Origin of the sequence: Streptomyces sp. NBC_01723, from assembly GCF_036246005.1 — a bacterium.
Lineage (GTDB): Bacteria > Actinomycetota > Actinomycetes > Streptomycetales > Streptomycetaceae > Streptomyces.
Genome location: NZ_CP109171.1, coordinates 3,554,824 through 3,580,662, shown reverse-complemented (window position 1 = coordinate 3,580,662; position 25,839 = coordinate 3,554,824). Strand labels below are relative to the sequence as shown.

The 25,839-nt window shown below is 72.6% G+C and carries 24 protein-coding genes and 3 pseudogenes; 15 read left to right on the top strand and 12 right to left on the bottom strand.

Annotated features, from left to right (window positions below; genetic code table 11):
- Nucleotides 1-11 precede the first annotated feature (11 nt).
- On the top strand, nt 12-1,397 hold the full coding sequence (locus OIE75_RS16390) for a transcriptional regulator (RefSeq protein ID WP_122619676.1): 1,386 nt from the start codon (nt 12-14) through the stop codon (nt 1,395-1,397).
- Nucleotides 1,398-1,598: 201 nt separating this feature from the next.
- On the top strand, nt 1,599-3,296 hold the full coding sequence (locus OIE75_RS16385) for a hypothetical protein (RefSeq protein WP_329471326.1): 1,698 nt from the start codon (nt 1,599-1,601) through the stop codon (nt 3,294-3,296).
- 30 nt (nt 3,297-3,326) lie between these two features.
- Here the strand turns inward: OIE75_RS16385 and OIE75_RS16380 are convergent, their stop codons facing one another.
- A complete protein-coding gene (locus OIE75_RS16380; protein WP_307013146.1) occupies nt 3,327-4,643 on the bottom strand; it encodes an ABC transporter substrate-binding protein in 1,317 nt (438 codons plus the stop codon).
- Nucleotides 4,644-4,760: 117 nt separating this feature from the next.
- Here OIE75_RS16380 and OIE75_RS16375 point away from each other — a divergent pair, with 117 nt between their 5' ends.
- Both OIE75_RS16375 and purU read left to right on the top strand, forming a co-directional pair.
- Nucleotides 4,761-5,261 carry an SCO4402 family protein gene (locus OIE75_RS16375; protein ID WP_307013145.1) on the top strand — a complete coding sequence of 167 codons (501 nt, stop codon included), beginning with the start codon at nt 4,761-4,763 and terminating at the stop codon, nt 5,259-5,261.
- 61 nt (nt 5,262-5,322) lie between these two features.
- The gene (gene purU / locus OIE75_RS16370) at nt 5,323-6,216 is read left to right on the top strand and encodes a formyltetrahydrofolate deformylase (protein WP_161329186.1); all 894 of its coding nucleotides are present in this window, start codon (nt 5,323-5,325) and stop codon (nt 6,214-6,216) included.
- A gap of 162 nt (nt 6,217-6,378) precedes the next feature.
- Here purU and OIE75_RS16365 read toward each other — a convergent pair whose 3' ends face one another.
- Both OIE75_RS16365 and OIE75_RS16360 read right to left on the bottom strand, forming a co-directional pair.
- Nucleotides 6,379-7,722 carry a zf-HC2 domain-containing protein gene (locus OIE75_RS16365; protein WP_329471325.1) on the bottom strand — a complete coding sequence of 448 codons (1,344 nt, stop codon included), beginning with the start codon at nt 7,720-7,722 and terminating at the stop codon, nt 6,379-6,381.
- A pseudogene (locus OIE75_RS16360) lies at nt 7,719-8,311 on the bottom strand (sigma-70 family RNA polymerase sigma factor). Before OIE75_RS16360 ends, OIE75_RS16365 begins: the two are co-directional and overlap by 4 nt.
- Before the next feature lie 344 nt (nt 8,312-8,655).
- Here OIE75_RS16360 and OIE75_RS16355 point away from each other — a divergent pair.
- From OIE75_RS16355 to OIE75_RS16345, 3 genes are all read left to right on the top strand, one after another.
- On the top strand, nt 8,656-9,036 hold the full coding sequence (locus OIE75_RS16355) for an STAS domain-containing protein (protein ID WP_122619774.1): 381 nt from the start codon (nt 8,656-8,658) through the stop codon (nt 9,034-9,036).
- Nucleotides 9,037-9,179: 143 nt separating this feature from the next.
- On the top strand, nt 9,180-9,692 hold the full coding sequence (locus OIE75_RS16350) for an EF-hand domain-containing protein (protein WP_307013140.1): 513 nt from the start codon (nt 9,180-9,182) through the stop codon (nt 9,690-9,692).
- Between the two features lie 487 nt (nt 9,693-10,179).
- On the top strand, nt 10,180-10,683 hold the full coding sequence (locus OIE75_RS16345) for an ATP-binding protein (protein ID WP_307017969.1): 504 nt from the start codon (nt 10,180-10,182) through the stop codon (nt 10,681-10,683).
- Nucleotides 10,684-11,010: 327 nt separating this feature from the next.
- Here the strand turns inward: OIE75_RS16345 and OIE75_RS16340 are convergent, their stop codons facing one another.
- Entirely contained in the window at nt 11,011-12,018 is a 1,008-nt protein-coding gene (locus tag OIE75_RS16340; RefSeq protein ID WP_307013139.1) for a GlxA family transcriptional regulator, read from the bottom strand.
- Nucleotides 12,019-12,089: 71 nt separating this feature from the next.
- Here OIE75_RS16340 and OIE75_RS16335 point away from each other — a divergent pair.
- Nucleotides 12,090-12,278: pseudogene (locus OIE75_RS16335) on the top strand (MFS transporter); the annotation flags it as partial.
- A 119-nt stretch (nt 12,279-12,397) separates the two neighbouring features.
- Here OIE75_RS16335 and OIE75_RS16330 read toward each other — a convergent pair.
- Nucleotides 12,398-13,171: a helix-turn-helix domain-containing protein gene (locus OIE75_RS16330; RefSeq protein WP_329471323.1), complete on the bottom strand. Its 774-nt coding sequence runs from the start codon at nt 13,169-13,171 to the stop codon at nt 12,398-12,400.
- Between the two features lie 321 nt (nt 13,172-13,492).
- Here OIE75_RS16330 and OIE75_RS16325 point away from each other — a divergent pair, with 321 nt between their 5' ends.
- The gene (locus OIE75_RS16325) at nt 13,493-13,993 is read left to right on the top strand and encodes a glycine-rich domain-containing protein (RefSeq protein WP_329471322.1); all 501 of its coding nucleotides are present in this window, start codon (nt 13,493-13,495) and stop codon (nt 13,991-13,993) included.
- A gap of 132 nt (nt 13,994-14,125) precedes the next feature.
- The gene (locus OIE75_RS16320; protein WP_329471321.1) at nt 14,126-14,698 is read left to right on the top strand and encodes a class I SAM-dependent methyltransferase; all 573 of its coding nucleotides are present in this window, start codon (nt 14,126-14,128) and stop codon (nt 14,696-14,698) included.
- A 21-nt stretch (nt 14,699-14,719) separates the two neighbouring features.
- Here OIE75_RS16320 and OIE75_RS16315 read toward each other — a convergent pair whose 3' ends face one another.
- Nucleotides 14,720-15,361, bottom strand: coding sequence for a recombinase family protein (locus tag OIE75_RS16315; protein ID WP_329471320.1), 642 nt, complete (start codon nt 15,359-15,361; stop codon nt 14,720-14,722).
- Between the two features lie 14 nt (nt 15,362-15,375).
- On the opposite strand from OIE75_RS16315, the pseudogene OIE75_RS16310 reads away from it, so the two are divergent.
- Both OIE75_RS16310 and OIE75_RS16305 read left to right on the top strand, forming a co-directional pair.
- Nucleotides 15,376-16,233 (top strand): annotated as a pseudogene (locus OIE75_RS16310) (MFS transporter); the annotation flags it as partial.
- A 41-nt stretch (nt 16,234-16,274) separates the two neighbouring features.
- Nucleotides 16,275-17,144 carry a hypothetical protein gene (locus OIE75_RS16305; protein ID WP_329471319.1) on the top strand — a complete coding sequence of 290 codons (870 nt, stop codon included), beginning with the start codon at nt 16,275-16,277 and terminating at the stop codon, nt 17,142-17,144.
- Here OIE75_RS16305 and OIE75_RS16300 read toward each other — a convergent pair.
- Nucleotides 17,141-18,340, bottom strand: a complete 1,200-nt coding sequence (locus OIE75_RS16300) for a flavin-containing monooxygenase (protein WP_329471318.1) — start codon at nt 18,338-18,340, stop codon at nt 17,141-17,143. The two genes, OIE75_RS16305 and OIE75_RS16300, sit on opposite strands and share 4 nt — an antisense overlap.
- Nucleotides 18,341-18,439: 99 nt before the next feature.
- On the opposite strand from OIE75_RS16300, the gene OIE75_RS16295 reads away from it, so the two are divergent.
- Nucleotides 18,440-19,051 carry a GNAT family N-acetyltransferase gene (locus OIE75_RS16295; RefSeq protein ID WP_329471317.1) on the top strand — a complete coding sequence of 204 codons (612 nt, stop codon included), beginning with the start codon at nt 18,440-18,442 and terminating at the stop codon, nt 19,049-19,051.
- Between the two features lie 106 nt (nt 19,052-19,157).
- Here OIE75_RS16295 and OIE75_RS16290 read toward each other — a convergent pair whose 3' ends face one another.
- From OIE75_RS16290 to OIE75_RS16280, 3 genes are all read right to left on the bottom strand, one after another.
- Nucleotides 19,158-19,826, bottom strand: a complete 669-nt coding sequence (locus tag OIE75_RS16290) for a pyridoxine/pyridoxamine 5'-phosphate oxidase (RefSeq protein WP_307013129.1) — start codon at nt 19,824-19,826, stop codon at nt 19,158-19,160.
- Entirely contained in the window at nt 19,823-20,248 is a 426-nt protein-coding gene (locus tag OIE75_RS16285; RefSeq protein ID WP_307013126.1) for a pyridoxamine 5'-phosphate oxidase family protein, read from the bottom strand. Before OIE75_RS16285 ends, OIE75_RS16290 begins: the two co-directional genes overlap by 4 nt.
- 323 nt (nt 20,249-20,571) lie before the next feature.
- Nucleotides 20,572-21,207: a TetR family transcriptional regulator gene (locus tag OIE75_RS16280; RefSeq protein ID WP_307017968.1), complete on the bottom strand. Its 636-nt coding sequence runs from the start codon at nt 21,205-21,207 to the stop codon at nt 20,572-20,574.
- Between the two features lie 151 nt (nt 21,208-21,358).
- On the opposite strand from OIE75_RS16280, the gene OIE75_RS16275 reads away from it, so the two are divergent.
- Together OIE75_RS16275 and OIE75_RS16270 are read left to right on the top strand one after the other, a co-directional pair.
- Nucleotides 21,359-22,105: a VOC family protein gene (locus OIE75_RS16275; RefSeq protein WP_329471316.1), complete on the top strand. Its 747-nt coding sequence runs from the start codon at nt 21,359-21,361 to the stop codon at nt 22,103-22,105.
- 193 nt (nt 22,106-22,298) lie between these two features.
- Nucleotides 22,299-24,704, top strand: coding sequence for a serine/threonine-protein kinase (locus tag OIE75_RS16270; protein WP_329471315.1), 2,406 nt, complete (start codon nt 22,299-22,301; stop codon nt 24,702-24,704).
- Between the two features lie 12 nt (nt 24,705-24,716).
- On the opposite strand, the gene OIE75_RS16265 is transcribed toward OIE75_RS16270, so the two are convergent.
- Both OIE75_RS16265 and OIE75_RS16260 read right to left on the bottom strand, forming a co-directional pair.
- A complete protein-coding gene (locus tag OIE75_RS16265; protein WP_329471314.1) occupies nt 24,717-25,457 on the bottom strand; it encodes a class I SAM-dependent DNA methyltransferase in 741 nt (246 codons plus the stop codon).
- A gap of 113 nt (nt 25,458-25,570) precedes the next feature.
- Nucleotides 25,571-25,756 (bottom strand): hypothetical protein, encoded by a 186-nt coding sequence (locus OIE75_RS16260; RefSeq protein WP_307013117.1) that lies wholly within the window; start codon nt 25,754-25,756, stop codon nt 25,571-25,573.
- Nucleotides 25,757-25,839 lie beyond the last annotated feature (83 nt).

The following is a 25,839-nucleotide window of genomic DNA, read 5'->3' as shown; positions in this document are numbered from 1 at the left end:
GGGGTTACGCCATGGCCGCAAGGCCTCTCGTCGCGCGGCAGCCGAACGAACGACTGCAGGCGCTCATTCAGGAAGCGGGCTGCTCGAACGCGGGCCTCGCCCGCCGGGTCAACGTGTGCGGGGTCGAGCACGGTCTCGACCTGCGGTACGACAAGACCTCGGTGGCCCGCTGGCTGCGCGGACAGCAACCGCGGGGCCGGGCACCGGCGATCATCGCCGAGGCGCTCGGCCGCAAGCTCGGCCGCACGGTCACGATCGACGAGATCGGCATGGCCAACGGCAAGAACCTCGCGTCCGGCGTCGGCCTCCAGTTCTCGCCGACGGTACTGGGAGCCATCGAGCAGGTCTGCGAGCTGTGGCGCAGCGACGTGGGGCGCCGGGACTTCCTGTCCGGTTCCTCCGTCGCCGCCTCCGCGCTCGTCGAACCCAGCCGGGACTGGCTGATTTCCGCCCCCGACTCGCAGGTGTCGCGCTCGGCCGGGCCGCGGGTGGGGCCGTCCGACGTGGCGGCCGTGCGGGCGATGACGCAGGCGCTGGTGGACCTGGACCACCAGTACGGCAGCGGACACGTCCGGCCGGTGCTCGTGCACTACCTGAACAGCGTGGTCTCGGGGCTGCTGGCGGGCTCCTACCGGGAGGCGGTCGGGCGCGAACTGTTCGCCACGGTCGCCCGGTTGACCGAGCTGGCCGGATACATGGCCGTCGACACCGGCCAACCGGGCCTCGCCCAGCGGTACTACATCCAGTCGCTGCGGCTCGCGCAGGCGGCCGGCGACCGCGGCTACGGCGGCTACGTGCTGGCCGCGTCCATGAGCCACCTGGCCGCGCAGCTCGGAAACCCGCGTGAGATCGCGCAGTTGGCGCGGGCGGCGCAGGAGGGCGCGCGGGGCCGGGTGACGCCCCGCGCGGAGTCGATGTTCCACGCCGCCGAGGCCCGCGGGCACGCGCTCCTGGGCGACGTACGGTCGGCCCACGAGGCGGCCGGACGGGCGGTCGGCGCGATGGAGGCGGCCGATCCGGCCTCCGGCGACGACCCGGTGTGGATCAGGCACTTCGACGAGGCGTACCTCGCCGACGAGTTGGCGCACTGTCACCGGGACCTCGGGCAGGCCGACGCGGCGGCGCGGTACGCGCGGCAGTCCCTGGACGGCCACCCGGAGTCGCGGGCGCGCAGGCGGGCCATCGGCCATGTGCTCTTGGCCACTGCGCAGGTGCAGCAGCGGGAGATCGAACAGGCCTGCAACACCGCGACGAAGGCCGTGGAGATCCTGGGGACCCTGCGCTCCAACCGGGGCGCCGAGTACCTGGAGGACTTCCAGGCCCGGTTGGAGCCCTACCGGGAGGAAGCCGTGGTCAGGGAGTTCGGAGCGCGTCTGGATCTGCAGGCCGCCGCGTGAACGGACGGGTCGCGGACGCGTGAACACGCGTGAAACCACGGCGTGGTGATCGCGAAGGAACGTGAACAGCGTGCCGCGGCCCGGTTTTGTTACTGCCGTCACAGGGAAAGAGTTGACGCCCCATGCGGCGTGGCAGTGGGCTCGGGGGACCCGGTAGCGTGAGCCGACGATTCCGAAGGTCCCCCATTCGTAGGAGTCCCGGTGACGCAGAGTGGACAGGGCGAGGAGCCCTCGGCGCGGCAAGCGCACGAAGGCATCGTGCTGCCCTCGGACGGTGGCGAGCCCTTGCTGCCCGGCATGACCGGCGGCTCCGTCGGCCCCTCGGCCGGCGGACCCGTGCCCGCCTCGGCGCCACCCGGCGGCCAGGCGTGGGACCGGCCCTGGGGCCCCGAGCAGCAGAGCCCGCACTCCGGCCAGGGCTGGTCCACCCCCGCCGACGCCCAGCCCTGGGGCACCCCGGAGCAGCAGGCCCCCCAGCCGCCCGCACAGCCCGGACCGGCGCAGCAGCAGACGCACGGAGCCCTGCCGCCCCCGACCGGCGCAGGACCCGGTCCGCTCCCCCCGGAGGGCGCGCAGCCCCCGGCGTACGGCACCCCGGCCGGCGGTGGGTCCTACGGCGACCAGGCCTACGGGACCCAGTCCTACGGCGACCAGTCCTACGGCGCGCAGCCGCCGTACGCGCAGCCGCAGCCCCACCAGCAGCCCGAACCGCAGCCGCGGCCCCACCAGGGCCAGGCGTTCCCGCCGCCGCCGGCCGCCGACGAGGGCGCGACCCAGTTCATGCCGCCGGTCGCCGCGTCCGCCGACGAGGGCGCCACGCAGTACATACCGCACATACCGCCCGCGGGTCCGGGGGCGCTGCCGCCGGAGAGACCCGCGCAGGCGCAGGCCGAGTCGACGCAGTTCCTCGGCCGCGCACCGCAGTACCCCGCGCAGCCCGCGGCCGGACACCAGCCCGCTCCCGCCGCCCACCCCGACGCCCAGGCCACGCAGTACATCGCGCCCGTGCCCGGCGGTCCCGCCGGCGCCCCCTACGGCGCCGCGCCCGGCGGTGACGAGGGCCGGCAGCCGCCCGCCGAGTTCGACAACCTCTTCCGCAGCGCCCCCGGCGCCGACGGCCCGGCCTCCGCCACGCAGCAGATGCCCCGCTTCGACGAGCCGCAGCCGCACCACGCGGCCGGCCAGTCGATGTACGCCCCCCAGGGCCCGGGCGGCGGCGGTGGCAGGCGGCGCGGGAACGACGACGGCGGCCGGAGCGGCGGTGGCCGCTCACGGCTGCCGCTCATCGCGGCCGTCGGCGTGGCCATCGCCGTCGTCGGGGTCGGCGCCGGAGCGATGATGGCCGGCGGGGGAGGCGACGACGAGAAGAGCGAGAACCAGCCGGTCTCCGCCACGGCCCCGGCCTCCGAGTCCGCGTCGGCCTCCGCCCCGGCATCCGCCGACCCGGTCCGGCAGCAGGCCGTGGAGCTGGACAAGCTGCTCGCCGAGAGCGGCACCGGCCGCACCACCGTGATCAAGGCCGTCGGCGACGTGAAGTCCTGCGACAACCTGCCCCAGGCGGCCAAGGACCTGCGCGAGGCCGCCAAGCAGCGCACCGGACTGGTCGAGAGCCTCGCCAAGCTGTCCGTGGACAAGCTGCCCCAGCACACCGAGCTGACCACCGCCCTCAACAAGGCGTGGCAGGCCTCGGCTTCGGCCGACAACCACTACGCGGCCTGGGCCGACCAGACGGCCGGCAAGAAGGGCTGCAAGAAGGGCACGGCCCGCACCACCAGCCACGCGCAGGCCGGAAACCGGGACAGCGGCACGGCGAGCAAGGAGAAGGCCACGGCCGCGGGGCTGTGGAACAAGATCGCGAAGCAGTACGGCCTGACGGAGCGCGGGCCCACCCAGCTGTGACCCGGCGGGCGGGCCGGGCCCCCGGCCCGCTCAGGCCACGTCGGCGTTCTGCAGGACGCGGGTGGTGTCCACGGCCCCTTGGCGGGCCGAGACCAGGCGGCCCTCCCGCACCACCTGGAGGGTGACCTCGGCGTTGACCAGGCGCGGGAAGCCGACGGAGGCCAGTTTGTCGGCGAAGGTCCACTGGAGGGGCGGCGTGAGCCCGCCCGTGCCGACCTTCAGCCCGCCGTCGAGGGCGCGCCGGACGGAGTCGGCGCTCACCTCGCCGTCGCCGAGCGACGCGACGATCTCGCTCAGCACGGTGTACGCGATCCAGGTGGTCTGCACCCCGGCGTCCGCGGCGTCGACGTCGTTGTCGCCGAACGCCTCCTCCTTGATCACCTTCTTCATCCCGCTCCAGGCGGGGTCGCTCACCGACGGGTACCAGCCGGTGACGTACGCCCCCTCGTAGGGCCCGGACGGCCCGCCGCTCGCGTTGATCGTGCTCTGGTCGACGCTGCCGAGCACGGTCGCGGTGCGTACCTCGGGATGGTCCTCGCGGGCCCGGCGGAAGGAGTCCATGAAGGTGCCGGTGCGGTCCCCGAGGACGGGCACCACGCATCCCGGGTCCGCGGAGCCGGTGGCCGTCCGCTCCAGCGCCCGCTGGGACTGGCCGCCGTACTCCGTGGCGTCCTCCGCCGCCCGCTGGTCCTGGGCCCGCTCGTGCCCGCCCGAGGTCAGGCCCGAGTCGAGCAGCACCGGCAGCTGGTCGCCTGCGATCGTGTCGGGGCGCACCAGCGTGACCGGCCCGCAGGGGCCGGCCAGCGCGCTGCCGAGGCCGGCCAGCAGCGCGGGCTGTCCTCCGTTGACCGGGTACGACAGCGGACTGGTGAACTCCGCGTTCGTGATGCCGTAGCCCCCGATGTACGGGATGCCGGCGCCCTCGAGGACCGGGAAGAACGAGTCGGCGTGCTGGCTGTAGGAGCCGACGACGGCGACCGCGTTCTCCTTGACGGCGCGGCGCGCGCACTTCGCGGCGGTCACGCCGTCGTTGTGGTCGTTGCAGGTGAGCACGTTGAGCTTGCGGCCGTCGAGGCCGCCCCGGTCGTTGATCCAGCGGGCGTAGGCCTGGGCGAGGGCGGGCATGCCGGGTTTGTTGGTCGCGCCGGTGTCCTGCGGCGCCCAGGTCATCACGGTGATCGGGTCGTCCCCGGAGCCCCCCGTGGCACCGGGGACGACCCCGCAGCCGGCGGCGAACGACGCGCACGCCACCAGCGCGCCCGCGGACAGGACGCCGGTGCGGGTGGCCCGGAAGCGGCGGCGGAGGCCGCCGGGGTGTGCGCTGCGGATGGGTCGCCTGCCGGTCATGTACCCGCACGATTCCCTCACGCGGCCAACCTGGAAGTGACCTGCGGTCAACGCGTGGTGACGCGGAGGTGAATTGCGGGGGCCGGTGGGGCGCCCGTGAAGAGGAACGTACGATCGATGACCGTGCAAGGTTCGGAGAAGTCTTCCCGTCGCGGCCGTCGCTCCTCCACCATGGGCGGCATGCCACTCAACGACATGCCGTGGTGGCGCTGGCGCAGTCAGGTGCGCTCCGCGCTGCACATGCTCTCCGCGCCCGCCTTCCAGCGGGACGTCTGGCTGGCCGGGACCGACGGCTACGGCGACGTCACCGACGCGGTGTACCGGCTGGTGGAGGACACCTGGCTGGACCACTGGTCCGCCGAGAAGTACGTCGGCACGGTCTTCCGCGACTCGCAGGAGGCGGCGCTGGTGGACACCGCCGTGCTGCGGGTCCTGCGGATCATGCACCAGGTGGGACCGGACGCGGCGGTCAACGCCTACCTCGACCACCCGGACTGGCCGGAGGCGGTACGGGCCGCTCGCGACGCGCACGTGCGGCTGGCCGCCAGTGACGGCGAGGACCCGGAGACCGAGCCGCGCTCGCTGGAGCTGCTGCAGATCATGACGCGGGCGGTCTGAGGCGGTCCGCCTGGCGGGACGGCGCTCGGTCCGGTGGGCCGGATATGGGACCCTGTCCTGCATGAACGAGCAGTCCTCCGCCGCCGTGCCCTCGGCCGCCGCACCGGCCGACCAGTACGTCCTCACCCTGTCCTGCCCCGACAAGCAGGGCATCGTGCACGCCGTGTCGAGCTACCTGTTCATGACCGGCTGCAACATCGAGGACAGCCAGCAGTTCGGCGACCACGACACGGGTCTGTTCTTCATGCGGGTCCACTTCTCGGCCGACGCCCCGGTGACCGTGGACAAGCTGCGCGCCAGCTTCACGGCGATCGGCGACGCCTTCCACATGGACTGGCAGATCAACCGGGCCGACGAGAAGATGCGCATCGTGCTCATGGTCAGCAGGTTCGGGCACTGCCTGAACGACCTGCTGTTCCGGGCCCGGATCGGGGCGCTGCCGGTGGAGATCGCGGCGGTGGTGTCCAATCACACCGATTTCGCGGAGCTGGTGGGGTCCTATGACATCCCCTTCCACCACATTCCCGTGACGAAGGACACCAAGGCGGAGGCCGAGGCCCGGGTTCTGGAGATCGTGCGCGAGGAGAACGTCGAACTCGTCGTGCTGGCCCGCTACATGCAGGTCCTCTCCGACGACCTGTGCAAGCAGCTCAGCGGCCGGATCATCAACATCCACCACTCCTTCCTGCCGAGCTTCAAGGGCGCGAAGCCGTACCACCAGGCGCACGCGCGGGGCGTGAAGCTGATCGGCGCGACCGCGCACTACGTGACGGCCGACCTCGACGAGGGGCCGATCATCGAGCAGGAGGTCGAGCGGGTCGGCCACGATGTCACGCCGGACCAGCTGGTCGCGGTGGGCCGGGACGTGGAGTGCCAGGCGCTGGCGCGGGCCGTGAAGTGGCACGCGGAGCGCAGGATTCTGCTGAACGGGCGCCGGACGGTCGTTTTCGCCTAACGGGGGGGCTGCCGCGTCGGCGGGTGCGGGTGTGTGGGTGGTTGCTCGCGCAGGTCCCCGCGCCCCTTGAGGTACGTGCGGTGTACGCCCCTTCAGGGGCGGGGGGAACCGCGCGACCTGCCACCGATCACCCGCACCCGCCGACGAACCCGCGACCCACCCCTACATCCTGCTCAGGCTCGCCGCGGCGAACAGCACGTCCCTGATCGCCTCCCGATCCCCCAACTGCCCGGCCGCCGCGTCCGCCGGAGGCACGTGGCCCGCCGCCAGCCGGCAGAACTCCACACCGTCCAGGGCGACATGAGCCACCTCGTGGTCGGCGGAGCCCACCGCGCCGGGGGAGTCGAGCGGGATGAGCCACTCACCGCCGCCTGAACCCTCGATCTCCAGCCGCAGGCTGCGCCCGGGCTCTCCCGCGGGGACCAGGTGCGGGCGGACGCCGGGCGTGGCCAGACCGGCCCGGCGCCGGGCGGCCAGCGCACCCGGAAGCATCCGGGCCGCGAGGTCGATCATGCGGTTGAGATGGCGCGCGGCGGGCGGCTCGTACGGATAGTCCACCGCCTCGGCGATGTCCTCCGCGTGGACCCAGCACTCGAACGCCCGGTCCAGCATCGCGTCCCGCAGGGGCAGTTCGAAGTCGCCGTACGAGACCGGCATCCCGCCCGCGTCCCCGGTGAACGACGCGGTCCGCACGATGCCGTGGCTCTGCTCCCGCCAGGGTGCCCGCACCAGGCGGGTGGGCGGGTAGTGCGAGGCCCGCCAGTACGCCTCGGTGCGGGCGGCCGGTACGCGGCTGGGCGCGGTGACGTCGCCCATCGGGTCGGCGAGGCCCAGGGCGACGGCGACCGTGCCGTCCACCGTCAGCAGGTGGGCGAGGACCCCGGCGACCGTGGTGCGGCGGCTCGCGGGGCCGTCGTCCTCGAACCAGCGCAGCCGGACCGGCGTGTGCCAGTCGGCGTCCCCGATGTCCTGGAGCAGCGCGTCCAGCCGTGCGGTCTCTGCGTCGTACGGGGTGGCCCACTCGGGCACCGGGATGCGCGGCGGGCGCCGCTCCAGGCAGCCGTCCAGGACGCGGGTGCGCAGGGCGGGGTCCAGGTCGAGACTCTCGGGGCGCTGGAGCAGCGTGACGGCCTCGCGCAGCCGCAGGGCCTCGTCGGCGCAGGCGGCGCAGTCCCCGATGTGCTCCTCGACGGCCGCCGCCTCCTCGGCCGAGCAGGCGGCCAGGGCCCAGGCCCCGAGCAGCGACGTCAGCACGTGATGCTCCAGCACGGCCGGCACCACGTCGGGCAGCGCCCGGCCACCGTCCTCGACGGAAACCCGGGGCAACGGTATCCGCGGCCCACCGCCGTCCCCCTCACCGGAGCCACCGGAGCCACCGGGCACCCCGGTCCCGCCGATTCCGGCAGCACCACCGGGGACGGCGGGGCCGCCGAGGTCGCCGGGGCCGCCGAGGTCGCCGGACATGCCCGCGGCGGTCTCCTCCTCGTTCTCGTCGTGGGCCGTCATGCCGCACCCCCGTATCCCGGCGGAGCCCCGGGCGGCTGTGGGGCGGTGGCCGCGTCGCGGGCGGTGGACAGGAGCTGGAGGCCCAGGCGCAGGCGGCGGCGGGCCTCGTCCTCCGTGACGCCGAGGTCGGCGGCGGTCTGGCGGTAGTCGCGGCGCTGGAAGTAGGCCAGCTCCAAGGCGGCGCGCAGCGGGGCCGGCATGGACTGGACGATGTAGTCGGCGCGGGCGGCGACCGAGGCGTGGCGCACCTTGAGCTCCAGCTCCTCGGCGGTGCCCGGGCCCCGCGGGCGAGGGCGGCCGTCTCGGTGGCCCGCAGCCGCTGGACGGCGAAGCGGTGGGTCAGCGTGGCGACCCAGGTGCGCAGCGGCCCCTGCCGGGGGTCGTAGGCGTCGGGGTGCTCCCAGACGTGGGCGAAGACGTCGCGTGTGATGCGGTCGGCCGCCCGCTCGTCGTCGAGCACGCGGTGGGCCAGACCGTGCACGAGCGAGGCGAACCGGTCGTACAGCTCGCCCAGGGCGGCGGCCTCGCCGCGGGCGAGTCGCTGCTGCATCTTGCGGTCCCAGCGCATCGGCACGTCCCTCTTCGCCATGCGGCCCTCCACCCCCTGTTCCCTCCGCCGTCCAGCCTGCGGCCGTTCTCTCCCCGAATGTAGTCGGCACGTCCGACAGCGCACGCCCCTTTGTGGCAACGTGCGCCCCCGGCCCGCCACGGGTGATAAGGGGTTCTACTACCCTCGACTGTGCGACCAGATTCGATCGGGAAAGATCGGATGAGATCGAACAGGATTGAAACAGTCGGAAACAAGCCTCTTCTGATCGGGCGCCGTTTCCGGGCAGGTGTTTGCGGGAACGGCCGCTGGGCAGGCGCGCCGCCAAGAAGCGAAGGCACGGCTTCCGTTTCGGGTGAATCCAGACGATCCGGCGAATGAAGGGCATGGTGGTGACGTTCAATGTGACCGGCGGCGAGCAGGGCCAGTGGGCCGTGCTCCAGGTGTCGGGCGAACTGGATCTGGTGACGTCACCGGTGCTGCGGCAGCGCGTGCACGACGAGGTCGCCGAGGGGCGGCACAGCCTTGTCCTGGACCTTTCCGAGGTCCTGTTCTGCGACTCCAGCGGGGTCGGGGTGCTCATCGCCTCCCGGCGGCTCATCCGCTCCTGCCAGGGCCGGCTGCGCCTGATACTGCCGGCCCAGGGAGCCGCCGACGGCTCCCACGTCAACCGCGTCCTGGGCGCGCTGGGAGTACGCCGGCTCTTCGACTGCCACCCCGACCTCGCCTCGGCGACCGGGGACGAGCCGCGGCCCCTCTCCGCGTAACCCCTGTCCGCGTAACCCCCCTGTTCGCGTAACCCCCTGTTCGCGTAACCCCTGTCCGCGTAAGTCGTGCCCGCGGCGGCGCCCGGCGTCGTACGCTCCGGGCGAGACGCACCCGACACCGACGTGAGGCGGCCGGAAGAACCATGGTCAACAGCGAGTACGAACGCAGGATCGCCGCGCGGTTCAGCATCTTCGACCAGGACGGCAACGGCCATATCGACCGTTCGGACTTCAGCGGGGCGGCCAAGGCGCTGCTCGCCGAGTTCGGCGTCGCGGCCCGGTCCGACAAGGGGCAGGCCCTCTACGGCGGCGCGGAGGCCCTCTGGCAGGGGCTCGCGGGCATCGCCGACCGGGACGGCGACCAGCGCATCACCCGCGAGGAATTCGTCACCGGGGCGGTCAAGCGCCTGCGGGACAAGCCGGAGCGGTTCGCCGAGATCGCCCGCCCCTTCCTGCACGCCGCGCTGTACGTCGCCGACGCGGACGGCGACGGATCCGCCACCGTCGCGGAGACCGCGCGCCTGCTCACCGCGCTGGGCGTGCCCGAGGACACCGCGCGCGAGGTCGCCGGCGGTCTCGACGCGGACGGCGACGACAAGGTGGGCGAGGCGGAGATCGTCCCGGCCTTCGCGCAGTACTTCACCGTGCCCGAGTAGGCACCCGAGTGGGCGGCGGATGTCGCGGATCGTGGCAGAGCGGTGTCACTGAGCGTTGATACCGGGTTGTGTCCACCGTGTCACCCGTCACGGACCGGAGTCGGTGCCACGCTCCGGTACCTTGTGTGGGATGCGAGTGGTCGTGAGCGCCAGCCGTGCCGGAGCAGCCCCAGGGGCGGCTCCGGAACCGGCGGTGCGTGCCTTGCCCCGCAGGGCGGAAAGGCCGTCGGCCGCCGCCTGTTCGACTCCCCGGAATGCGCGTCGCACAGTATGCCGCACGGGTACTCCTTCGCGCTGGAATATGCCCGAAGCGCTTGTTGGGGTGACTGTACGTCAACCATGCTGTCCCACAACGGAATCACGGTCCGTGATCCCGTCCCCGGCCGTTGATCTGGCCATGCTGATGATGGCTACGATCGTGGCCCACGTGAGGCGCGAGCCTTTGTGTCCGCCGGTTCGGATGGTGTGAGCGGTGCAGATGCTTCAAGTGCAGCTGGAGATCCGGCCCGACCCCTCGGAAGTGGGACGCGCCCGGCGGTGGGCGCGCTCACGGCTCGCCGGGTCGGCGATACGGGCCGACGAGTCACTCGCCGAGGCGCTGGTCCTGCTCGTCTCCGAGCTGGTCACCAACGCCGTGGTGCACACGGGCCGTTCGGCCGTGCTGCGGCTGGTGCTGCCGGAGGCCGCGCCCGGAGAGCCGGGGCAGCTGGGGGAGCCGGGCACACCCGAGGAGACCACCGTCCGACTCGAGGTGGACGACGCCAGCGACCTTGCCCCGGTGCCCCGTTGTGTGGACGACGAGGCGACGGGCGGCCGGGGCCTCGCCCTCGTCGACGGGCTCGCCGACCGCTGGGGCTGGAGCCGGGAGGGCACCGGCAAGCGCATCTGGTGCGAACTGGACCGCTGCGCCGAACGCGAGGAGACCGCCCCGGCGTGCGGGAGCGTTGGCGGCGCGGTGCCGTACGAGGGATACGCCTACGAGGTCGTTTAGCGGCCGGCGGTGACGCGGCAGTGCGCCGGGCGTGCTTCCGTGCGCGTCCCCGACGAACGTGGACGCAAGGGATGAAACAGCCCTGGCTGGTTGACGGATCGTGACCGCTTCCTCACGCTTGTGGACAACGATTCGCCGCGAGGGGACGACGAGGGCCCGGTGAGGGGCCCTCGACGAGTGTGGGTCGTGATTCGGCGGCGGTTCCCCCGGGGGCGACGGGAGCCGGGCGGGAGCGCCGGAGTCGGGTGGTGGCGCGCGATGCCGCGCTCGGGGCGACAGCGCCGCGCCGCCGGCCGGCACATCTCCGTACGCCCCTCACTTCGGCGCTCATTGTCCACAGGCTGTGGACAACTCTGCCCGGAAGGTCCTCCGGTACCCGGTCGGCGTGACCCCCAGTGCCGCCTGGAGGTGCTGCCGCATCGACTGGGCCGTGCCGAACCCCGAGTCCCGGGCCACCTGGTCGACGGAGAGGGCGGTGGACTCCAGCAGGTGCCGGGCCCGTTCCACCCGCTGCCGGGTGAGCCACTGGCCCGGACTGACGCCGACCTCCTCGCGGAACCGGCGCGTGAAGGTGCGTACCGACATCGACTCCTGGGCGGCCATGTCCCGCAACTGGATCGGCTCGCCCAGGCGGCCGAGCGCCCAGGCGCGGGCACCGGTCGTGGAGGACTGCTGCGGATCGGGCACCGGCCGCTCGATGTACTGCGCCTGCCCGCCGTCCCGGTGCGGCGGTACGACGGTGCGGCGGGCCACCTCGTTGGCGACCGCCGTGCCGTGGTCCCGGCGCACGATGTGCACGCACAGGTCGATGCCGGCCGCGACCCCGGCCGAGGTGAGCACGTCGCCGTCGTCGACGAACAGCACGTCGGCGTCCACTCTGATCTGCGGGAACAGCCGCTGGAAGTGCTCGGCGGAGGACCAGTGCGTGGTCGCCGGACGGCCGTCCAGGTATCCGGCGGCGGCCAGCACGAACCCGCCCGTGCAGATCGCCACGAGCCGGGTGCCGGGCCGGATCAGCGCCAGCGCGGCGGCCAGCTCCCCGGTCAGCACCCCGTCGTCGTAGACCGGGCCCAGTTCGTAGGAGGCGGGAACGACGACGGTGTCCGCGGTGGCCAGCGCCTCGGGGCCGTTCTCGACCAGGATCGCGAAGTCGGCGTCCGTCTCGACCGGGCCCGGCGGCCGGACCGAGCAGGTCACCACCTCGTACAGCGGGCGCTTCCGCTCGTCGCGGGCGAGGCCGAAGATGCGCTGCGCGATGCCCAGCTCGAAGGGGAGCAGGCCGTCCAGGGCCAGGACGACGACACGGTGCGGGCGGGGCGGGCTGTCGGGCGTCATGGCCCGATCCAAGCGAGCGCTGTCCTTCGGGCCACTCGTTCGGACGGTTCCGCTGCCCGAAGCTCAATGACGTGACCCAGACAACCGACGCCGCCGCAGCATCCGTACACCGGCCGAAGCCCGCCGGGCCGCGCCGCCGCCCGCGCATCCACCGTGCCTGGTGGGTCGCCGCGGTCACGTTCGTGACGATCATCGGTGCCGCCGCCTTCCGCTCCCTCCCCGGCATCCTCATCGACCCGCTGCACGAGGACTTCGCGTGGTGATACTTTGGGGAACTTGAAGGCGGGCCTTGCGTCTCTGCCAGTTTCCAACCGGTCGGGGTGGATTCGGCGGCAAGGCGTCCGTACGGGGCGGCCCCACAGGGGAGCGCCCCGATCCCTCACTCCGGTGTGGTCGAGTACCGCTCGATGCTCGCGCGGCCTGTCGATCGGTCGAGTAGGCGCAGCTCCCATGGGCCCGTGTTCACGTCGAAGTCCTTGCCGAAACCGACCCACTTGCCTGCCATGCGTCGGCCTGTCGGCTCGATCAGCAGCTGAATCGCACCGTGGTAGCGAGCGCCCTGGTAGTACCCGTCGGCTGCCGTCTGCTCGGTCCACGTACCGGTGACGACGTTCCGGTCCACGGTGAGATCCAGAGACAATGGGCTGTCCGGGTTGGTCGACGCTCCGGGCAGGCTCTGAGCTGTCAGCCGGTTACCGTGCTGGACGATCACGACGTGATGCTTGCAGTCGAACGTCTCGTCGCGGCTGGACGAGTAGAACTCGTACCGGGACAGCCAGATGCCCGCGTACTCGGTCTGCGGCTCTGGCTCCGGGCTTGTGGCGGCGTCAGCTGTGCCGACTTCCCCAGCTTCCATGTCGTGGCCTCCTGCCCCGTCTGAGTGGACGCGTGCCATCGGGATCGCGAACCCCAGCGACTCAGGGGAACGGCCGGTGAACCGCTTCAGTGCCCGCGCATACAGCGGGCGGCATGTCCTGGTCTCCCCGGACTCCCAGCGTTGCACGAGTCGCTTGGAGGCGTCGTTCGGCTCCCCCAGCTCCTCGCCTGCGCCGCGTAAGCCCCGGGCGAACTCGTCTTGGCTGAGGTTCATCGACTTGCGCACAGAAGTCAGCACGTCGTTGGGGATTCGCTCCCGCTCGGCCGGAGTCGTCATGATCCGAGGGTAGCCACGTCACGCCTCCAATGACACCGGTTTGACGCCCTCGGGGTGACACCGACATGACGCCCGAGGGGCGCCTTGAACGTCGCCGCAATGGTCATGATCGATCCGGAACATGGTCGTCATGTCCATCCGCATCAGCGCTTACACGGTGAGAGCCGACGGCACCCAGACCAAGCCACGAACCCTGTACGAGGGTGAGGGCGGGGAACCCCTCGCTACTGGCCTGATGCCGCCGTGCCTGTGCCCCAAGTGCGGGGGTGGGCGACATGACCGGAGCACCACGGACCCCCAATTGCGTGGAGGCAAGCCAGCATGAGCACGGCAGTAGTGACCCGCGACCCGAAGGCGTACGTCACCCCGGAGGTGTGGGAGCGGGAGGTGGCCCTCCTGCTCCGCAACCCGGAAAACACGCGCGAACTGGCCGATGCCAAGTTCGGACAGGCCATCGCCTACCTGGTCACGTGCGGCGAGAACCCGGACCTTCTCATGGGTCCGTCTGAGCAGGTGGACGAGGCGTGGCACTCGTTCATGCTCGACTCGATCCCGTACCACCACTTCACCAGCCGGCACTTCGGCCGGTACATCCACCACGTTCCGGAGCTTCCGGGGGCGGCGGCCGGTGTCCAGTGCGTCAGCGACGACAAGGCGACGCTGGACGGCCACGACCTCAAGACCGGCGGCCCGCTCGTCCTGGAGCAGACGATCAAGGCCATCAAGGCGGCCGGGTTCGAGATCGACTCCGACCTGTGGGGCATGGAGGACGCGGCCGACTGCAACCAGTGCCACGCAGGGTGCCACGACTCGCCCAAGTAGTAGTGAGCAGCATGTGAGTTGGGGCCTGTCCCCGTACGTTGGGGGTGGGCCCCTCATGCTGGAAAGGATCACTGCATGTCATTGGCTGAGTCCTGGGACAGGTACGCGGTCGGGAGCAAGCCACGCAGGACCGTGAACGCCAAGGGTGATACGACCTGGCTGAACTGGACTCAGTACGCCGATCACGGGCCGAACGAGAGCGTTCTGGGCCCCGTGGCCGGACGCCGGGTGCTGGAACTCGGCTCGGGGAGCGGTAGTAACCTCGCGCATCTCGTGACGCTTGGCGCGACAGGTCGAGGGGTGGACATCGCCCCCGCCCGCGAGACGGTCGCGCGGGAGTGCTGGGGCCATCTGCCGGGCCTTGAGTTCTGTACGGCGGAGGCGACTGCGTTCCTGAACGAGACGGACGAGACATTCGATGTCGTGCTCTCGATCTTCGGTGCCGTGTGGTTCGTCGATCCGGACACCCTGCTCCCGCTGATCCGCTTGCGCATGGCGCCGGGCGGCATCCTGGCCTTCTCGCATTTGCCTCCGGGCAGCCAGGGGCCGAAGCCCGGCAAAGCCGGACTGCGGCACGATCGCACCCCGGATGAGTGGGGGCGCATCCTGACGGGGCACGGCTTCTCTGACGTGCGCGTGTCTCTGATCGACCCGCCAGAGGGCAAGGCTGTGGGCACGATGCTTGTCCGTGCCTTGGCGACCTGACCGCGCGGCTGTGCGCCTGTCTCAGGACACCCCGGCCTTCTGGCAGACGGAGCGAACCGTCATGGCGCTCCACTTCGCGGCTCTGCGCGGGGGCAGGCCCTCAGTGTCGAGCTGCGTGCCGATGGCCCGGTAGCTCATCCCCTCCGCCCTCAGTTCGAGTATGCGGGCCTGTGCCGCCTGCTCCGTGGGGTTGGGTGCAGCGTCGCGCTCTCGCCCCTCTCCGTCCCCGTGGAAGCCGTAGGCGTACGCACCGACAGCCTTTCGTCCGGATGCTGCCTTGGCCGCACGCCCGTCCCGGAGACGCTTGACCACCATGCGCCGATCGAGTTCGGCGAACACGCCGATGACCTGCCGCATGGCCGTGCGCATCGGGTCGTCAGGGTCGTCCTGGTGGACCTCCCCACCATCGGCGGTGAAGACCTTCCCTCCGTCACGCCAGACCACGGCAAGAGTGGCTTCCTGCACCGTGAGCGCACGGGCCAACCGGTCGAGCCGAGGTATCAGCAACCCCTCTGCCGCGCCCTCCCTGATGAGCAGCAGAGCTTCCGACAGGCCCTGACGGTCAAGCGCTTCGGTCGCACCAGACACGCCCTCGTCGCGTGATACGTGAACGATGCGGTGACCGTGGGTCTTGGCCCACACCTTGACGGCCTTCTCCTGCACGTCCAGGCCGAAGCCGTCCGAGACCCACCGGCGTCCTCACCGCCGCCTCCGCCTCCGGACAGCTGATCTTCCTGCCGCTGCTGTCCTGGATCGTCGAGACGTACGACTGGCGCCCGGCGGCCGTCACCGTCGCCCTCGCCGCGCTCGCCGTCATCCCCTTCGTCTGGCTCCTCCTGCATGACCACCCGGCCGACGTGGGCCAGAAGCCGTACGGAGCCGAGGAGTTCGTCGAGAAGCCCGCGCCCGTCCCCGGCGCCGCCCGCCGTGCGCTCACGGTGCTGTTCTCCGCCGTCCGCACCGGCCCCTTCTGGCTCCTCGCCGGGACCTTCGCGATCTGCGGCGCCTCCACCAACGGCCTGATCCAGACCCACTTCGTGCCCGCCGCGCACGACCACCGCATGCCGCTGACGGCCGCCGCCTCGCTGCTCGCGGTCATCGGGGTGTTCGACGTGGCCGGCACGATCGCCTCCGGCTGGTTCACCGACCGCTTCGAGCCGCGCCGCCTGCTGGCCGTGTACTACGCCCTGCGCGGCGTCTCCCTCCTCTTCCTCCCGATCCTGCTGGCGCCGACCGTGCACCCCCCGATGATCTTCTTCATCGTCTTCTACGGCCTCGACTGGGTCGCCACCGTCCCGCCCACCCTCGCCCTGTGCCGCGAGCACTACGGCGAGGACAGCGCGATCGTCTTCGGCTGGGTGCTCGCCTCCCACCAGGTGGGCGCCGCCCTCGTCGCCTTCCTCGGCGGCGTGGCCCGCGACACCTTCGGCTCCTACGACGTGGTCTGGTACGCCTCGGGTGCGCTGTGCGCGGCGGCGGCCCTGATGGCCCTGGTGATCCGCCGCCGGCCGACTGCGGTGGCCGCGGGGGTCTGAGCGGGTCGTAGGGTGCGGGGATGGGGTGGGGGAGAACGGGGTTGGTCGGCGAACGCCGGCCCGCCCGGCCGAACGATGAGTGGAACCGGGCGATCGCGCTGTGCGCGGGGCAGGTGCCACTGGTGTGGCTGGCGTGGTGGTTCGCCATGCAGGCGGGCCGGGACGACTACGACTACGGGGGCGGCGGCTACCTCGGCATCTGCTGCGTTCCGCTGATCCTGCCGTTCGTCGGCCTCCTCCACGCAGCCGTGCAGATCGCACCCGCCGCGGCCCTGGCCCGCCTGCTGCCTCGCACCTCTCCTGGCCCCGAGTGGGCCTGGCACCTGGCCGGGTCCGTACTGATCGGCGCGGGCTGGTCGGCGCTGGGGCTCGTGCTGTGGGGGTGGCCGGTCACCGACACCCTCCCGTGGTTCGTCGGGGTCGGTGTCCTGCCGGTGCTGGTCCTCCACGCCCTGCGCGGACGATCGTGGGGAGGAGGGGGCGTCTGGCTCCGCTCCGCGGGCACGAGCTTCGTCCTCTTCGTGGTGTGCGGCGTGGCGGCCGCCTCCTTGGCCGAGGACTACGAACCCCCTCAGCTGTCCGCCGCGCGGCTCGCCGGGGAGTGGCGGGGCGAGGACGGGGGCGTGTTGCGGCTGGCGCCGGGCGGCCGGGCCGAGTTGACCCGCGTACCGGCCCACGACGACGTCGACGAGGAGGGGGACTTCTCCCTGTGCGACGGGACCGGCACGTGGACTTTCGAACAGGACAGCCGGTTGCCGGGCAGCCATCGCGACGGCGTCCTCGTGCGCCTCGACGGCGAGTGCGGCCAGGAGACGCACTGGACGATCGGCGGCACCGAGCGGAATCCAGAGCTGTTCGTGCTGTTCGGCGATCCGGACGCCGGTGAGCTGCGCATCCTCACCAGGGACTAGCCGGGCAGCCGGGACACCCGGCCCGCCTCGCGCTTCGTCACCGCCCTGGCGATCCGCTCCGCGTCGAGCGCCAGTTCGCGGAGCATGCCGCTGATGGGGTTGGTGAAGCCGGTGAAGTAGAGGCCGGGGGCGTCGGGTGGGGTGGTGGCGCCGCGCGCGAGCGGTCTGCCGCGGTCGTCGAGGACGTCGAGGTGGCCGACCAGGCCCTCCAGGCCCCGCCGGTACCCCGTGGCCGCGATCACCGCGTCCGGGGCGAGGCGGGTGCCGTCGGCCAGGAGGATCTTGCCGTCCTCGAAGCCGTCCACCGCGGCGACGACCTCCACCCGGCCGCCGCGCACCGCGTCGATCAGGCCCACGTCCTGCACCGGGATGGCACCCTCGGTCACCCGGCTGTAGAGCCCGGTGCCGGGCCTCGGCAGCCCCTGCGCCGACAGGTCGGGCACGCTGATCCGGGCCAGCGGCCGGGCCAGCCGGTCCACCAGCGCGACCGGCAGCCGTCGGCACAGGATGCCGGTGTACTGGGCCGCCCACCCGGCGGTCGAGCGGCGGACGATGTGCGGCGCCGTGCGCACGGCGAGCCGGACCCGGGCGGCGCCGCCCTCCGCCAGGTCCACGGCGATCTCGGCACCGGTGTTGCCGACCCCGACGACCAGGACGTCCCGGCCCGCGTACGGGGCCGCGTCGCGGTACTCGGCGGCGTGCCGGAACTCGCCGGTGTACGTGTCCCGGCCTGGCCAGTCCGGCACCCGCGGGGTGTGGTTGAACCCGGTGGCGACCACGACCGCGGCCCCGGTCAGCTCGCGTCCCCCGGAGGCGTGCAGCAGCCAGCCGCCGCCGGACGCCCGCTCGACGCGGAAGACCTCCACGCCGGTGACGATCTCCAGCTGGTGGTACTCGACGTACTTCTCCAGATACCGCACCACGTCGTCCCGGGACACCCACCGCCCGAACCGGCGCGGCATCGCGAGGCCGGGCAGCGCGGACAGCCGGCGGGTGGTGTGCAGCCGCAGCCGGTCGTAGTGGCGCCGCCACGAGTCGCCGACGTGTTCGGCGCGCTCCAGGACCACCGCCCGCAGGCCGCGGGCGCGCAGCGCCTGGGCGACGGCGAGGCCGCCGGGACCCGCGCCGATGACGTACACGGGGCGGTCCGCGGGGTGTGCGGGCTGCGGTTCAGCGGACGCTGTGGAGTCGGCCATGCGGCGAGCGTAATCGCGCTCCGGGTTGATGGGTCTCGGTCAAGACCGGAATCGGTTGCGGATCGGTCACGACCGGCGCGGGTCCGCTTCAATGGCCGGATGGCCCACACACGTACGCACGCCCTCGACCCCTCCCCGGCCGAACCCCGCGGACACGGACTGCGCCTGCGCTCCTGGGACCCGGACTCCGACGCCGACGCGGAGGCATGGCTCCGCGGCTGCCTGGACCCCGAGTTCCAGCGCTGGAACACCCCGCTCAAGCTGTGGACCGACCTCGCGGGGGCCCGCGAGTCGCTGCGCGCCCGGGCCCGGGACGAGGCCGCCGGCAGATCCGTGTCCTTCCGCGTCACGGACGCGGAGAGCGGGACGACGCTGGGGCACGTGGGCGTCAACGAGATCAGCCGCCCGATGAAGGTGGCCCGGGTCGGCTACTGGGTGCTCCCCGAGGCCCGCGGCCGGGGCGTCGCCGTCCGCTCCCTGCTGCTCGCCTCGCGCTGGGCCTTCGACGAACTCGGCCTGCACCGCCTGGAACTGGGCCACGCGGTGGGCCACGACGCCTCCTGCCGCGTCGCGGAGAAGGGCGGCTACCCCGGCGAGGGCACGCTGCGCGAGGCCATGTTCGAGACCGGCCGCCACGACCGCTTCCGCGACGTACACCTCCACGCCCGTATCGCCACGGACGCGGAACCGCCGGCACCGGCGTCACGCTGACGGACTTCGGACGCGACGTACCGCGCGCCCCGTGGGGCCGGTGCCCGGGGCGTCCTGCGCCCGTGGCGGCCCGGCGTCCCGTGCCCACGGCCGGGCGCCCCGCCGCTCACGGCCACAGCAGCCGCTGATGCCAGCCGGCCTCGTTCTCCGTCCGCAGGTAGGCGAGGCGTACGTGGCGTCTGTGGGGCTCGCCCTGGAAGAACTCCACCTCGTGCGGGCGAAGGCGGTACAGGGTCCAGGTCGGGGCGGGTGCCGTCGGTTCGCGGGCGGCGCGCTGCCAGGCCGCCTCCGAGGCGCGGGTCAGTTCGTCCGGCGAGTCCAGCTCCGCGCTCTGCCTGCCGGTGAGGGCCGCGGCCAGCGCGCCCGTCGACCGCGCGTGCAGGTCGGCCATCGCCTCCTCGGCCGGAGCCGCGGCGACCGGGCCGCGCACCCGCACCTGGCGGCCCAGCACCGGCCAGTAGAAGGCGAGCGCGGCGTACGGGCGCCCGGTCAGCTGGCGACCCTTGCGGCTGTCGGCGTGCGTGGCGAAGGACCAGCCGCCCGCGTCCGCGCCGTGCAGCATCACGATGCGTACGTCGGGCAGCCCGTCGGCGTCGGCCGTCGCCAGCGACACGGTGTGCGGTTCGGTCTGGCCGGCGGCCACCGCCTCCGCGAACCAGCGCGTGAACAGGTCCACCGGGTCGCCGGGGGCGCCGGACGGGTCGAAGGGCGGCAGCTCGGTGACCGCGGGGTCCCACACCCGCAGCGACCGCAGCAGCTCGTGGACGCTCTTCACACCGAGCCGAGGTCGGAGGAGACCCAGCGCTCGGGCCGCATCCGCACGACGACCTGCTCGCCGTGGTTCGCCGTGGCGAAGGCGACGTACCCGTCGACCTTCTCGGCGGGGAGGTAGCGGGCGGAGATCTCCCGCAGGTTCTCCTCGGTGGCGGGGACCGTGTCCACCACCGGCCCCTCCACGGACACGTAGCGAATGGTGGGCTCCACCCGGTCGACCATCAGCGAGAACCGGCCCGCGGCGCGGATCCGCTGGTTCTTGCGGCTGTCGAGGCCGGTCATGATCCACACGTCGCCGCCGGGTTCGTACTGGTACCAGATCGGCACGGTCAGCGGAGCGCGGCCGGCTTCCGCGTCGACCGCGAGCGCGGCGATGTGCGGTTCGGCCAGGAACTTCTCACGCTCTTCGCGGGTCAGGGCCATCGTGGTCTCCTCCAGCGGTTACGGGCGTCGGCGTTGAGCACAACACCGGCCGGGTGCGGGGCTGTTCCCCGATCCGGGCCGTCGCGGGGCCGAACTTCGAGGCGTCGTTCGTCGTGTCGGTGCGGCCGGGGGCGGAGGGCGCCTGGCGCGGGACACGGTCGCCGAGTTCGGGCGGGCGGGCGGGCCGTCGGCGGGCGGGGCTTTGAGGTGGTGCCGGAGGTGCGGCGAAATGGTGGAGCGATAGAGCGATAGAGCAGTGGAGCGATAGAGCGGTGGAGCTGACGGGCTTGGTACCGGCGTACTGCCCGGAGTGCTGCTTCGTGCTACTTCGTGGGCTTCTTGCCGGTGACGCCCAGGTACATCAACAGGGCCAGATTCGGCTTGAGTTCCGCCTGCTTGACGCCCCAGGAGGAGAAACCCTTCTGGTGGGAGGCGACGGCCGCGAGCATCACGACCAGGGAACCCGCGATCGCGGCGGGGTTCACGTCCTTGTCGACCTTGCCCTTGGCCTGGAGGTCGGCGACGGAGTCCGCCAGGGAGGAGTTCACCGAGTTGAGGATCTTCATGCGGATCTTGGAGAAACGTTTGTCCCCCTCGGCCGCTCCGAGATCGATCACGCGGAGAATCGCGTCGTTCTTCCGCCAGAACTCCATGAATCCGTCGACGAGTTCCTGTGCCGTGTGCCAGCCGGCCTTGCCGACCCACGAACGGCCCGCCGTAAGACCGGCCAGCGACGCGCTCTCGGCGGCCATGGTCTCGGCGATCTCCAGCACGGCGCCCTCGACGTCCGGGAAGTACTGGTAGAAGGTCGCGGGCGAGGTGCCGGCCTTGCGGGCGACATCGATGACTTTGACATCGCGATAGGGGGAGGAGCTGAGCATTTCGCTGAGGCAGTCGAGCAGTTTCTGCCGGGTCGCCTGCCCACGTCGACCGGCCACGCGGCCGTCGACGGTACGCACTTGTCCTGTCATGCCGTCAGCTTACCGACGGGCGATCCGAGCGCGATTCGGCCGACTGCAAATGGGGTGCGAGGGCCCGAGAGGCCCTTTGAGCCCAGAGATGCTGGTGCGCCGGTCTGCGCGGCGGGGGCGACGCGGCTACTTTGACGGCATGGCTGAAAACGGGGCATCCGAGAAGAGGGCGACAGCCCGTCCGTCCGACCGCCCGGAGGGCACCCCCTGCTGGGTGGAGGCCCAGCTCTCCGACGTCGAGGCGGGCAGACGCTTCTACGGCGAGCTGTTCGGCTGGACCTTCGAGGAGACGACGGAGTCACTGCGGGCGTCCCTGGACGGTGAGCCGGTCGCCGGTCTGGTCCGCAAGACGGACGGCCGGATGCCCACCGTGTGGACCGTGTACTTCCACACCCCGGACGCCCGCGCGCTCGCCGGGCGGATCCGGGCGGGCGGCGGGCAGGTCGTCATCCCGCCCCACGAGGTCGGCGACCTGGGCACCAGCGCCCTCGCCGCCGATCCCGAGGGTGCCGTCTTCGCGCTCTGGGAGCCGGACGGTCACCCCGGCTTCGGGCGCCGGCACGAGCCCGGCACCTTCGCCTGGGCCGAGCTGTACGCCCGCGACACCGACGCCGCGAACGCCTTCTACGGCGACCTGTTCCGCGACGCCCTCTTCGGCCCGGACGCCGACCCCGACTTCGGCCGCGCCCCGGTCTCCGGCGTCTTCCCCGCCGAGATGCCGCCGCACTTCCTCGTCCACTTCCTGGTCCGGGACGTCGAGGCCGCCCTCGGGACGGTGGCCCGGCTCGGCGGCCGGGTGCGGGTCCCGCCCTTCGAGACGTCGTACGGGAGGGCGGCGGTGGTCTCGGACGGCCAGGGGGCGTCGTTCGCGCTGCTCCAGCGCTGAACCGGGGCCGGGCAGCGGAGCCCAGGCGCCCGGGATGTGGTGAGACACCCCGATTGTCCCCAGGTTCGCCACCAGCGCCTCGGACAGGAAGAATCGGGGTGCGTGGCGCCACGCAGGTGCGGTGGTGAGACGCTGCACTTCGGTCGCGTACATAAGTGGGTGGCGCGGCCCGTACGGGGAGGTGGGCAGGCAAGTGGTGGATCAGCTGATGCAGCACGATCCGCGGCGGATCGGGCCGTTCGAGGTGCTGGGCCGGCTCGGGGCCGGCGGCATGGGGCTGGTCTTCCTCGCGCGCTCGGCGTCCGGGCGGCGCGTGGCGATCAAGACGGTGCGCACGGAACTGGCGGAGGACCAGCTCTTCCGCGTCCGCTTCACGCGCGAGGTCGAGGCGGCCCGCGCGGTCTCCGGCTTCTACACGGCGGCCGTGGTCGACGCCGACCCGCGCGCCGCGGTGCCGTGGCTGGCCACCGCGTACGTCCCCGCGCCCTCCCTCGAGGAGATAGTGAACGAGTGCGGGCCGCTCCCGGCCCAGGCGGTGCGCTGGCTGGCGGCGGGCGTCGCGGAGGCGCTCCAGTCCATCCACGGCGCGGGCCTGGTCCACCGCGACCTCAAGCCCTCCAACGTCCTCGTCGTCGAGGACGGCCCCCGCGTGATCGACTTCGGCATCGCGTCCGGCGTCTCGAACACCCGTCTGACCATGACGAACGTCGCCGTCGGCACCCCCGCCTACATGTCCCCGGAGCAGGCGAAGGACTCCCGCAGCGTCACCGGCGCCAGCGACGTGTTCTCGCTGGGCTCGATGCTGGTCTTCGCCGCCACCGGGCACCCGCCCTTCCACGGGGCCAACCCGGTCGAGACCGTCTTCATGCTGCTGCGCGAGGGCCCCGACCTCGAAGGACTCCCGGACGAGCTGCGTCCGCTCATCGAGTCCTGCATGCAGATGGAGGCCACCGGCCGCCCCAACCCCGCCGACCTCCAGGCCCAGCTCGCCCCGCACCTCTTCGGCTCCGGCTCCGACGACAGCGGTACGGCGTCGGCGTGGCTGCCCGAGCGTGCGGTCAGCCTGATCGAGGGCCGCCGGGGTGGCCGCCCCCCGGTCAGGCCCGCCCCCTCCGGCGGACGCGGCCCGGGCCCGTCCGGCGCCCGCCCGGCCGTTCCGGCGCCCCAGCTGCCGCCGCCGCCCGCGCACGACCCCGTCGTACCGGCGCCGCCCACGCGCGGACCGTCCGTCCCCGCGCCCGTCGGCGCACCCGACGCCGGACCGGTCCGGCTGGCCGGCGGGTCGGTGCCCATCGGCCCCGGCCCGCGCGTCGCCGACATGCGCGCCGCCGCCGTCGCGGCACCCCCGCCGGAGTCCGCCCTCACCGCCTCCTGGTCCCGCGTGCGCCCCGGCGTCAACGGTGCCGACCCCGCGCTGCCGGCCGCCCCGCCCGTGCCCGCCGCCGCCGCGCCGCCCGAGGCGTCACCGGCCGGCTGGCGCCCCTGGCGCTTCCGCATGTCCAACGACGTCTGGGGCACCCCCCGCGTCGCCGAGGACCTCGTCTACGTCACCTCCTTCGAGGTGCACGCCCTGGGCGTGGCCACCGGACGCCGCCGCTTCAAGACCCGGGACGTCGCCTGGTCGATGGCGGTCGCGGACGGCCGTATCCACGCCTCCGACGGCCCGACCCTGTTCGCCCTCGACGCCCGCGAGGGCGGCGACCTCTGGCGCGTCCAGACCGACGCCTGGGTGTACTCCCTCCAGGCCGACCGCGGCACCGTCGTCACCGCCACCCGCGGCGGCGGCGTCCAGGGGTGGGAGGCCTCCGGCGGCCAGAAACTCTGGGAGATCACCGGCGCCCAGACCGACTTCGAGTCCCCGGAGGCCGGCGCCGCCCTCCACGACGGCACGGTGTACGTCTGGCAGGACGCCCGGCTGCGCGCCCTGGACGCGCGCACCGGCGAGGAGAGATGGTCGTACCCCATCGGCGACGCGGCCTCCTGCGGCGGCGTCCCCGTCCGTGTCACCCAGGCACCCGACGGATACGTCTACGTCGCGGCCGGCACCCGGGTCCTCGCCCTGGAGGTCGCCTCCGGCCACGTCCGCTGGCACTTCGAGGCCCCCGCGGTCTTCCTCGCCCCGCCCGCCTTCGTCCCCGGCCCCGCGGTGACCGGCGGCGGCGTCTACCTCGCCGACTACCTCGGCACGGTGTACGCCCTCGACGCCACCGACGGCCGCGACCGCTGGCGCATCGCGACGGAGGCCCGCTCCTCCACCGACCCGGTCCTGGTCGCGGCGGGCCACGTCCACGTGGGCAGCGGCAAGGGCCTCTACACCCTGGACGCGGTCACCGGCACCCCCAAGTGGCGCTTCCAGGCGGGCGGCGACATCGTGGGCGCCCCCGCGGTCGCCGAGGGCCGCATCCACTTCGGCTCCACGGACCACCTGCTGTACACCCTGAAGGCCGACGACGGCCGCCTGCGCTGGAAGCTGGCGACCGGCGGCGAGATCACCGGCTCCCCGGTCGTCCGCGACGGCATCGTCTACGCGTGCAGCAAGGACCGCTGCGTGTACGCCCTCGACGCGGAGAAGGGGACGGGGACGGCCCGGACCACCTGATCCGAGGCGCGCTCAGGCCGGCTTGCGCCAGACGGAGATGTGCTTGTCGGAGTCCTGGACGAACGGCGAGCCGTCCCAGTCCGCGACCCGGCGCTCCAGTTCGAGCCCCGCGATCCGGGCCATCAGGTCCAGCTCGGCCGGCCAGGCGTACCGGTGCCGGGAGTTGTCGCGGCGGTACTGGCCGGTGTTCTCGTCGCGGGTGAAGTGGTTCGAGACGAGGATCTGCTCGACCAGGTCGAAGGTGTCGAAACCGAGGTGCCGGTCGGACACGTCGAACGGCACCGCGATCTGACCGGGCGGCAGGCGCCGCAGCGGCGGCACGCCCAGCTCGATGACGAACCGGCCGCCGGGGCGCAGATGGCGTGCGGCGTTGCGGAAGCACTCGACCTGCTCGTCCTGGGTGAGCAGGTTCGTGATCGTGTTGTAGACGAGGTAGACCAGGGCGAATTCGCCGGGGACGACGGTCTTCGCCATGTCCCCGATGGTCACCGGGAGGGTGTCCTCGTCGGTCTTCCGCCGCAGCATCGCGGCCATGTGCTCGGAGAGTTCGATGCCCGCCACCGGTACGCCGCGTTCCCTGAGCGGGACGCCCACGCGGCCCGTTCCGATGGCGAATTCGAGGGCCCGGCCGTCTCCGGCGAGCCCGGCGAGGAAGTCGAGAGTCGGTCCGAGGACGGCGGCCGAGGAGTTCTCGGCCTCCTCGGCGTCGTAGCGGTCGGCGGTCGCGCGGCTCCACAGCTCACTGCTCGTCACGGGCGACCACTCTGCCGGGTCGCGACGCGCGCTGTCGACGCATTTGAACGACCACGGCCGCGGCGGCTCCCCTCCGCGCCGCCGCGGCCGATTCCCCCGTGCGGGAAGAAGGTCTACTTGCCGTCCCGGTCCAGGGCGGGCGGGGTGGGCATGTTGTTGTCCATCGTCTGGATGGCGTCCTTGGCCGGCGGGACAGGCATGTTGTTGTCCTGCGTGGTGACGGTCTCGTCCGAGGCCGGCGGCGCGGGCATGTTGTTGTCCTGCGGAGTGGCGACCGCTTCTTCCTTCTTGTCGCTCATGTGCTTGCTCCTCCGTGAAGTTGAACGAGTGAGGAAAGCCCGTCCGGTAGCTCCCCCGAGGGCCACCGGACGGGCGTTCGGAG

Bases quoted from the DNA above. Each gene is read 5' to 3' on its own strand.
- OIE75_RS16390 (WP_122619676.1), top strand. From the start codon at position 12: ATGGCCGCAAGGCCTCTCGTCGCGCGGCAGCCGAACGAACGACTGCAG.
- OIE75_RS16380 (WP_307013146.1), bottom strand. From the start codon at position 4,643: ATGACCGGCAGGCGACCCATCCGCAGCGCACACCCCGGCGGCCTCCGC.
- OIE75_RS16375 (WP_307013145.1), top strand. From the start codon at position 4,761: ATGACCGTGCAAGGTTCGGAGAAGTCTTCCCGTCGCGGCCGTCGCTCC.
- purU (WP_161329186.1), top strand. From the start codon at position 5,323: ATGAACGAGCAGTCCTCCGCCGCCGTGCCCTCGGCCGCCGCACCGGCC.
- OIE75_RS16365 (WP_329471325.1), bottom strand. From the start codon at position 7,722: ATGACGGCCCACGACGAGAACGAGGAGGAGACCGCCGCGGGCATGTCC.
- OIE75_RS16355 (WP_122619774.1), top strand. From the start codon at position 8,656: ATGGTGGTGACGTTCAATGTGACCGGCGGCGAGCAGGGCCAGTGGGCC.
- OIE75_RS16350 (WP_307013140.1), top strand. From the start codon at position 9,180: ATGGTCAACAGCGAGTACGAACGCAGGATCGCCGCGCGGTTCAGCATC.
- OIE75_RS16340 (WP_307013139.1), bottom strand. From the start codon at position 12,018: ATGACGCCCGACAGCCCGCCCCGCCCGCACCGTGTCGTCGTCCTGGCC.
- OIE75_RS16330 (WP_329471323.1), bottom strand. From the start codon at position 13,171: ATGACGACTCCGGCCGAGCGGGAGCGAATCCCCAACGACGTGCTGACT.
- OIE75_RS16325 (WP_329471322.1), top strand. From the start codon at position 13,493: ATGAGCACGGCAGTAGTGACCCGCGACCCGAAGGCGTACGTCACCCCG.
- OIE75_RS16300 (WP_329471318.1), bottom strand. From the start codon at position 18,340: ATGGCCGACTCCACAGCGTCCGCTGAACCGCAGCCCGCACACCCCGCG.
- OIE75_RS16295 (WP_329471317.1), top strand. From the start codon at position 18,440: ATGGCCCACACACGTACGCACGCCCTCGACCCCTCCCCGGCCGAACCC.
- OIE75_RS16285 (WP_307013126.1), bottom strand. From the start codon at position 20,248: ATGGCCCTGACCCGCGAAGAGCGTGAGAAGTTCCTGGCCGAACCGCAC.
- OIE75_RS16275 (WP_329471316.1), top strand. From the start codon at position 21,359: ATGGCTGAAAACGGGGCATCCGAGAAGAGGGCGACAGCCCGTCCGTCC.
- OIE75_RS16260 (WP_307013117.1), bottom strand. From the start codon at position 25,756: ATGAGCGACAAGAAGGAAGAAGCGGTCGCCACTCCGCAGGACAACAAC.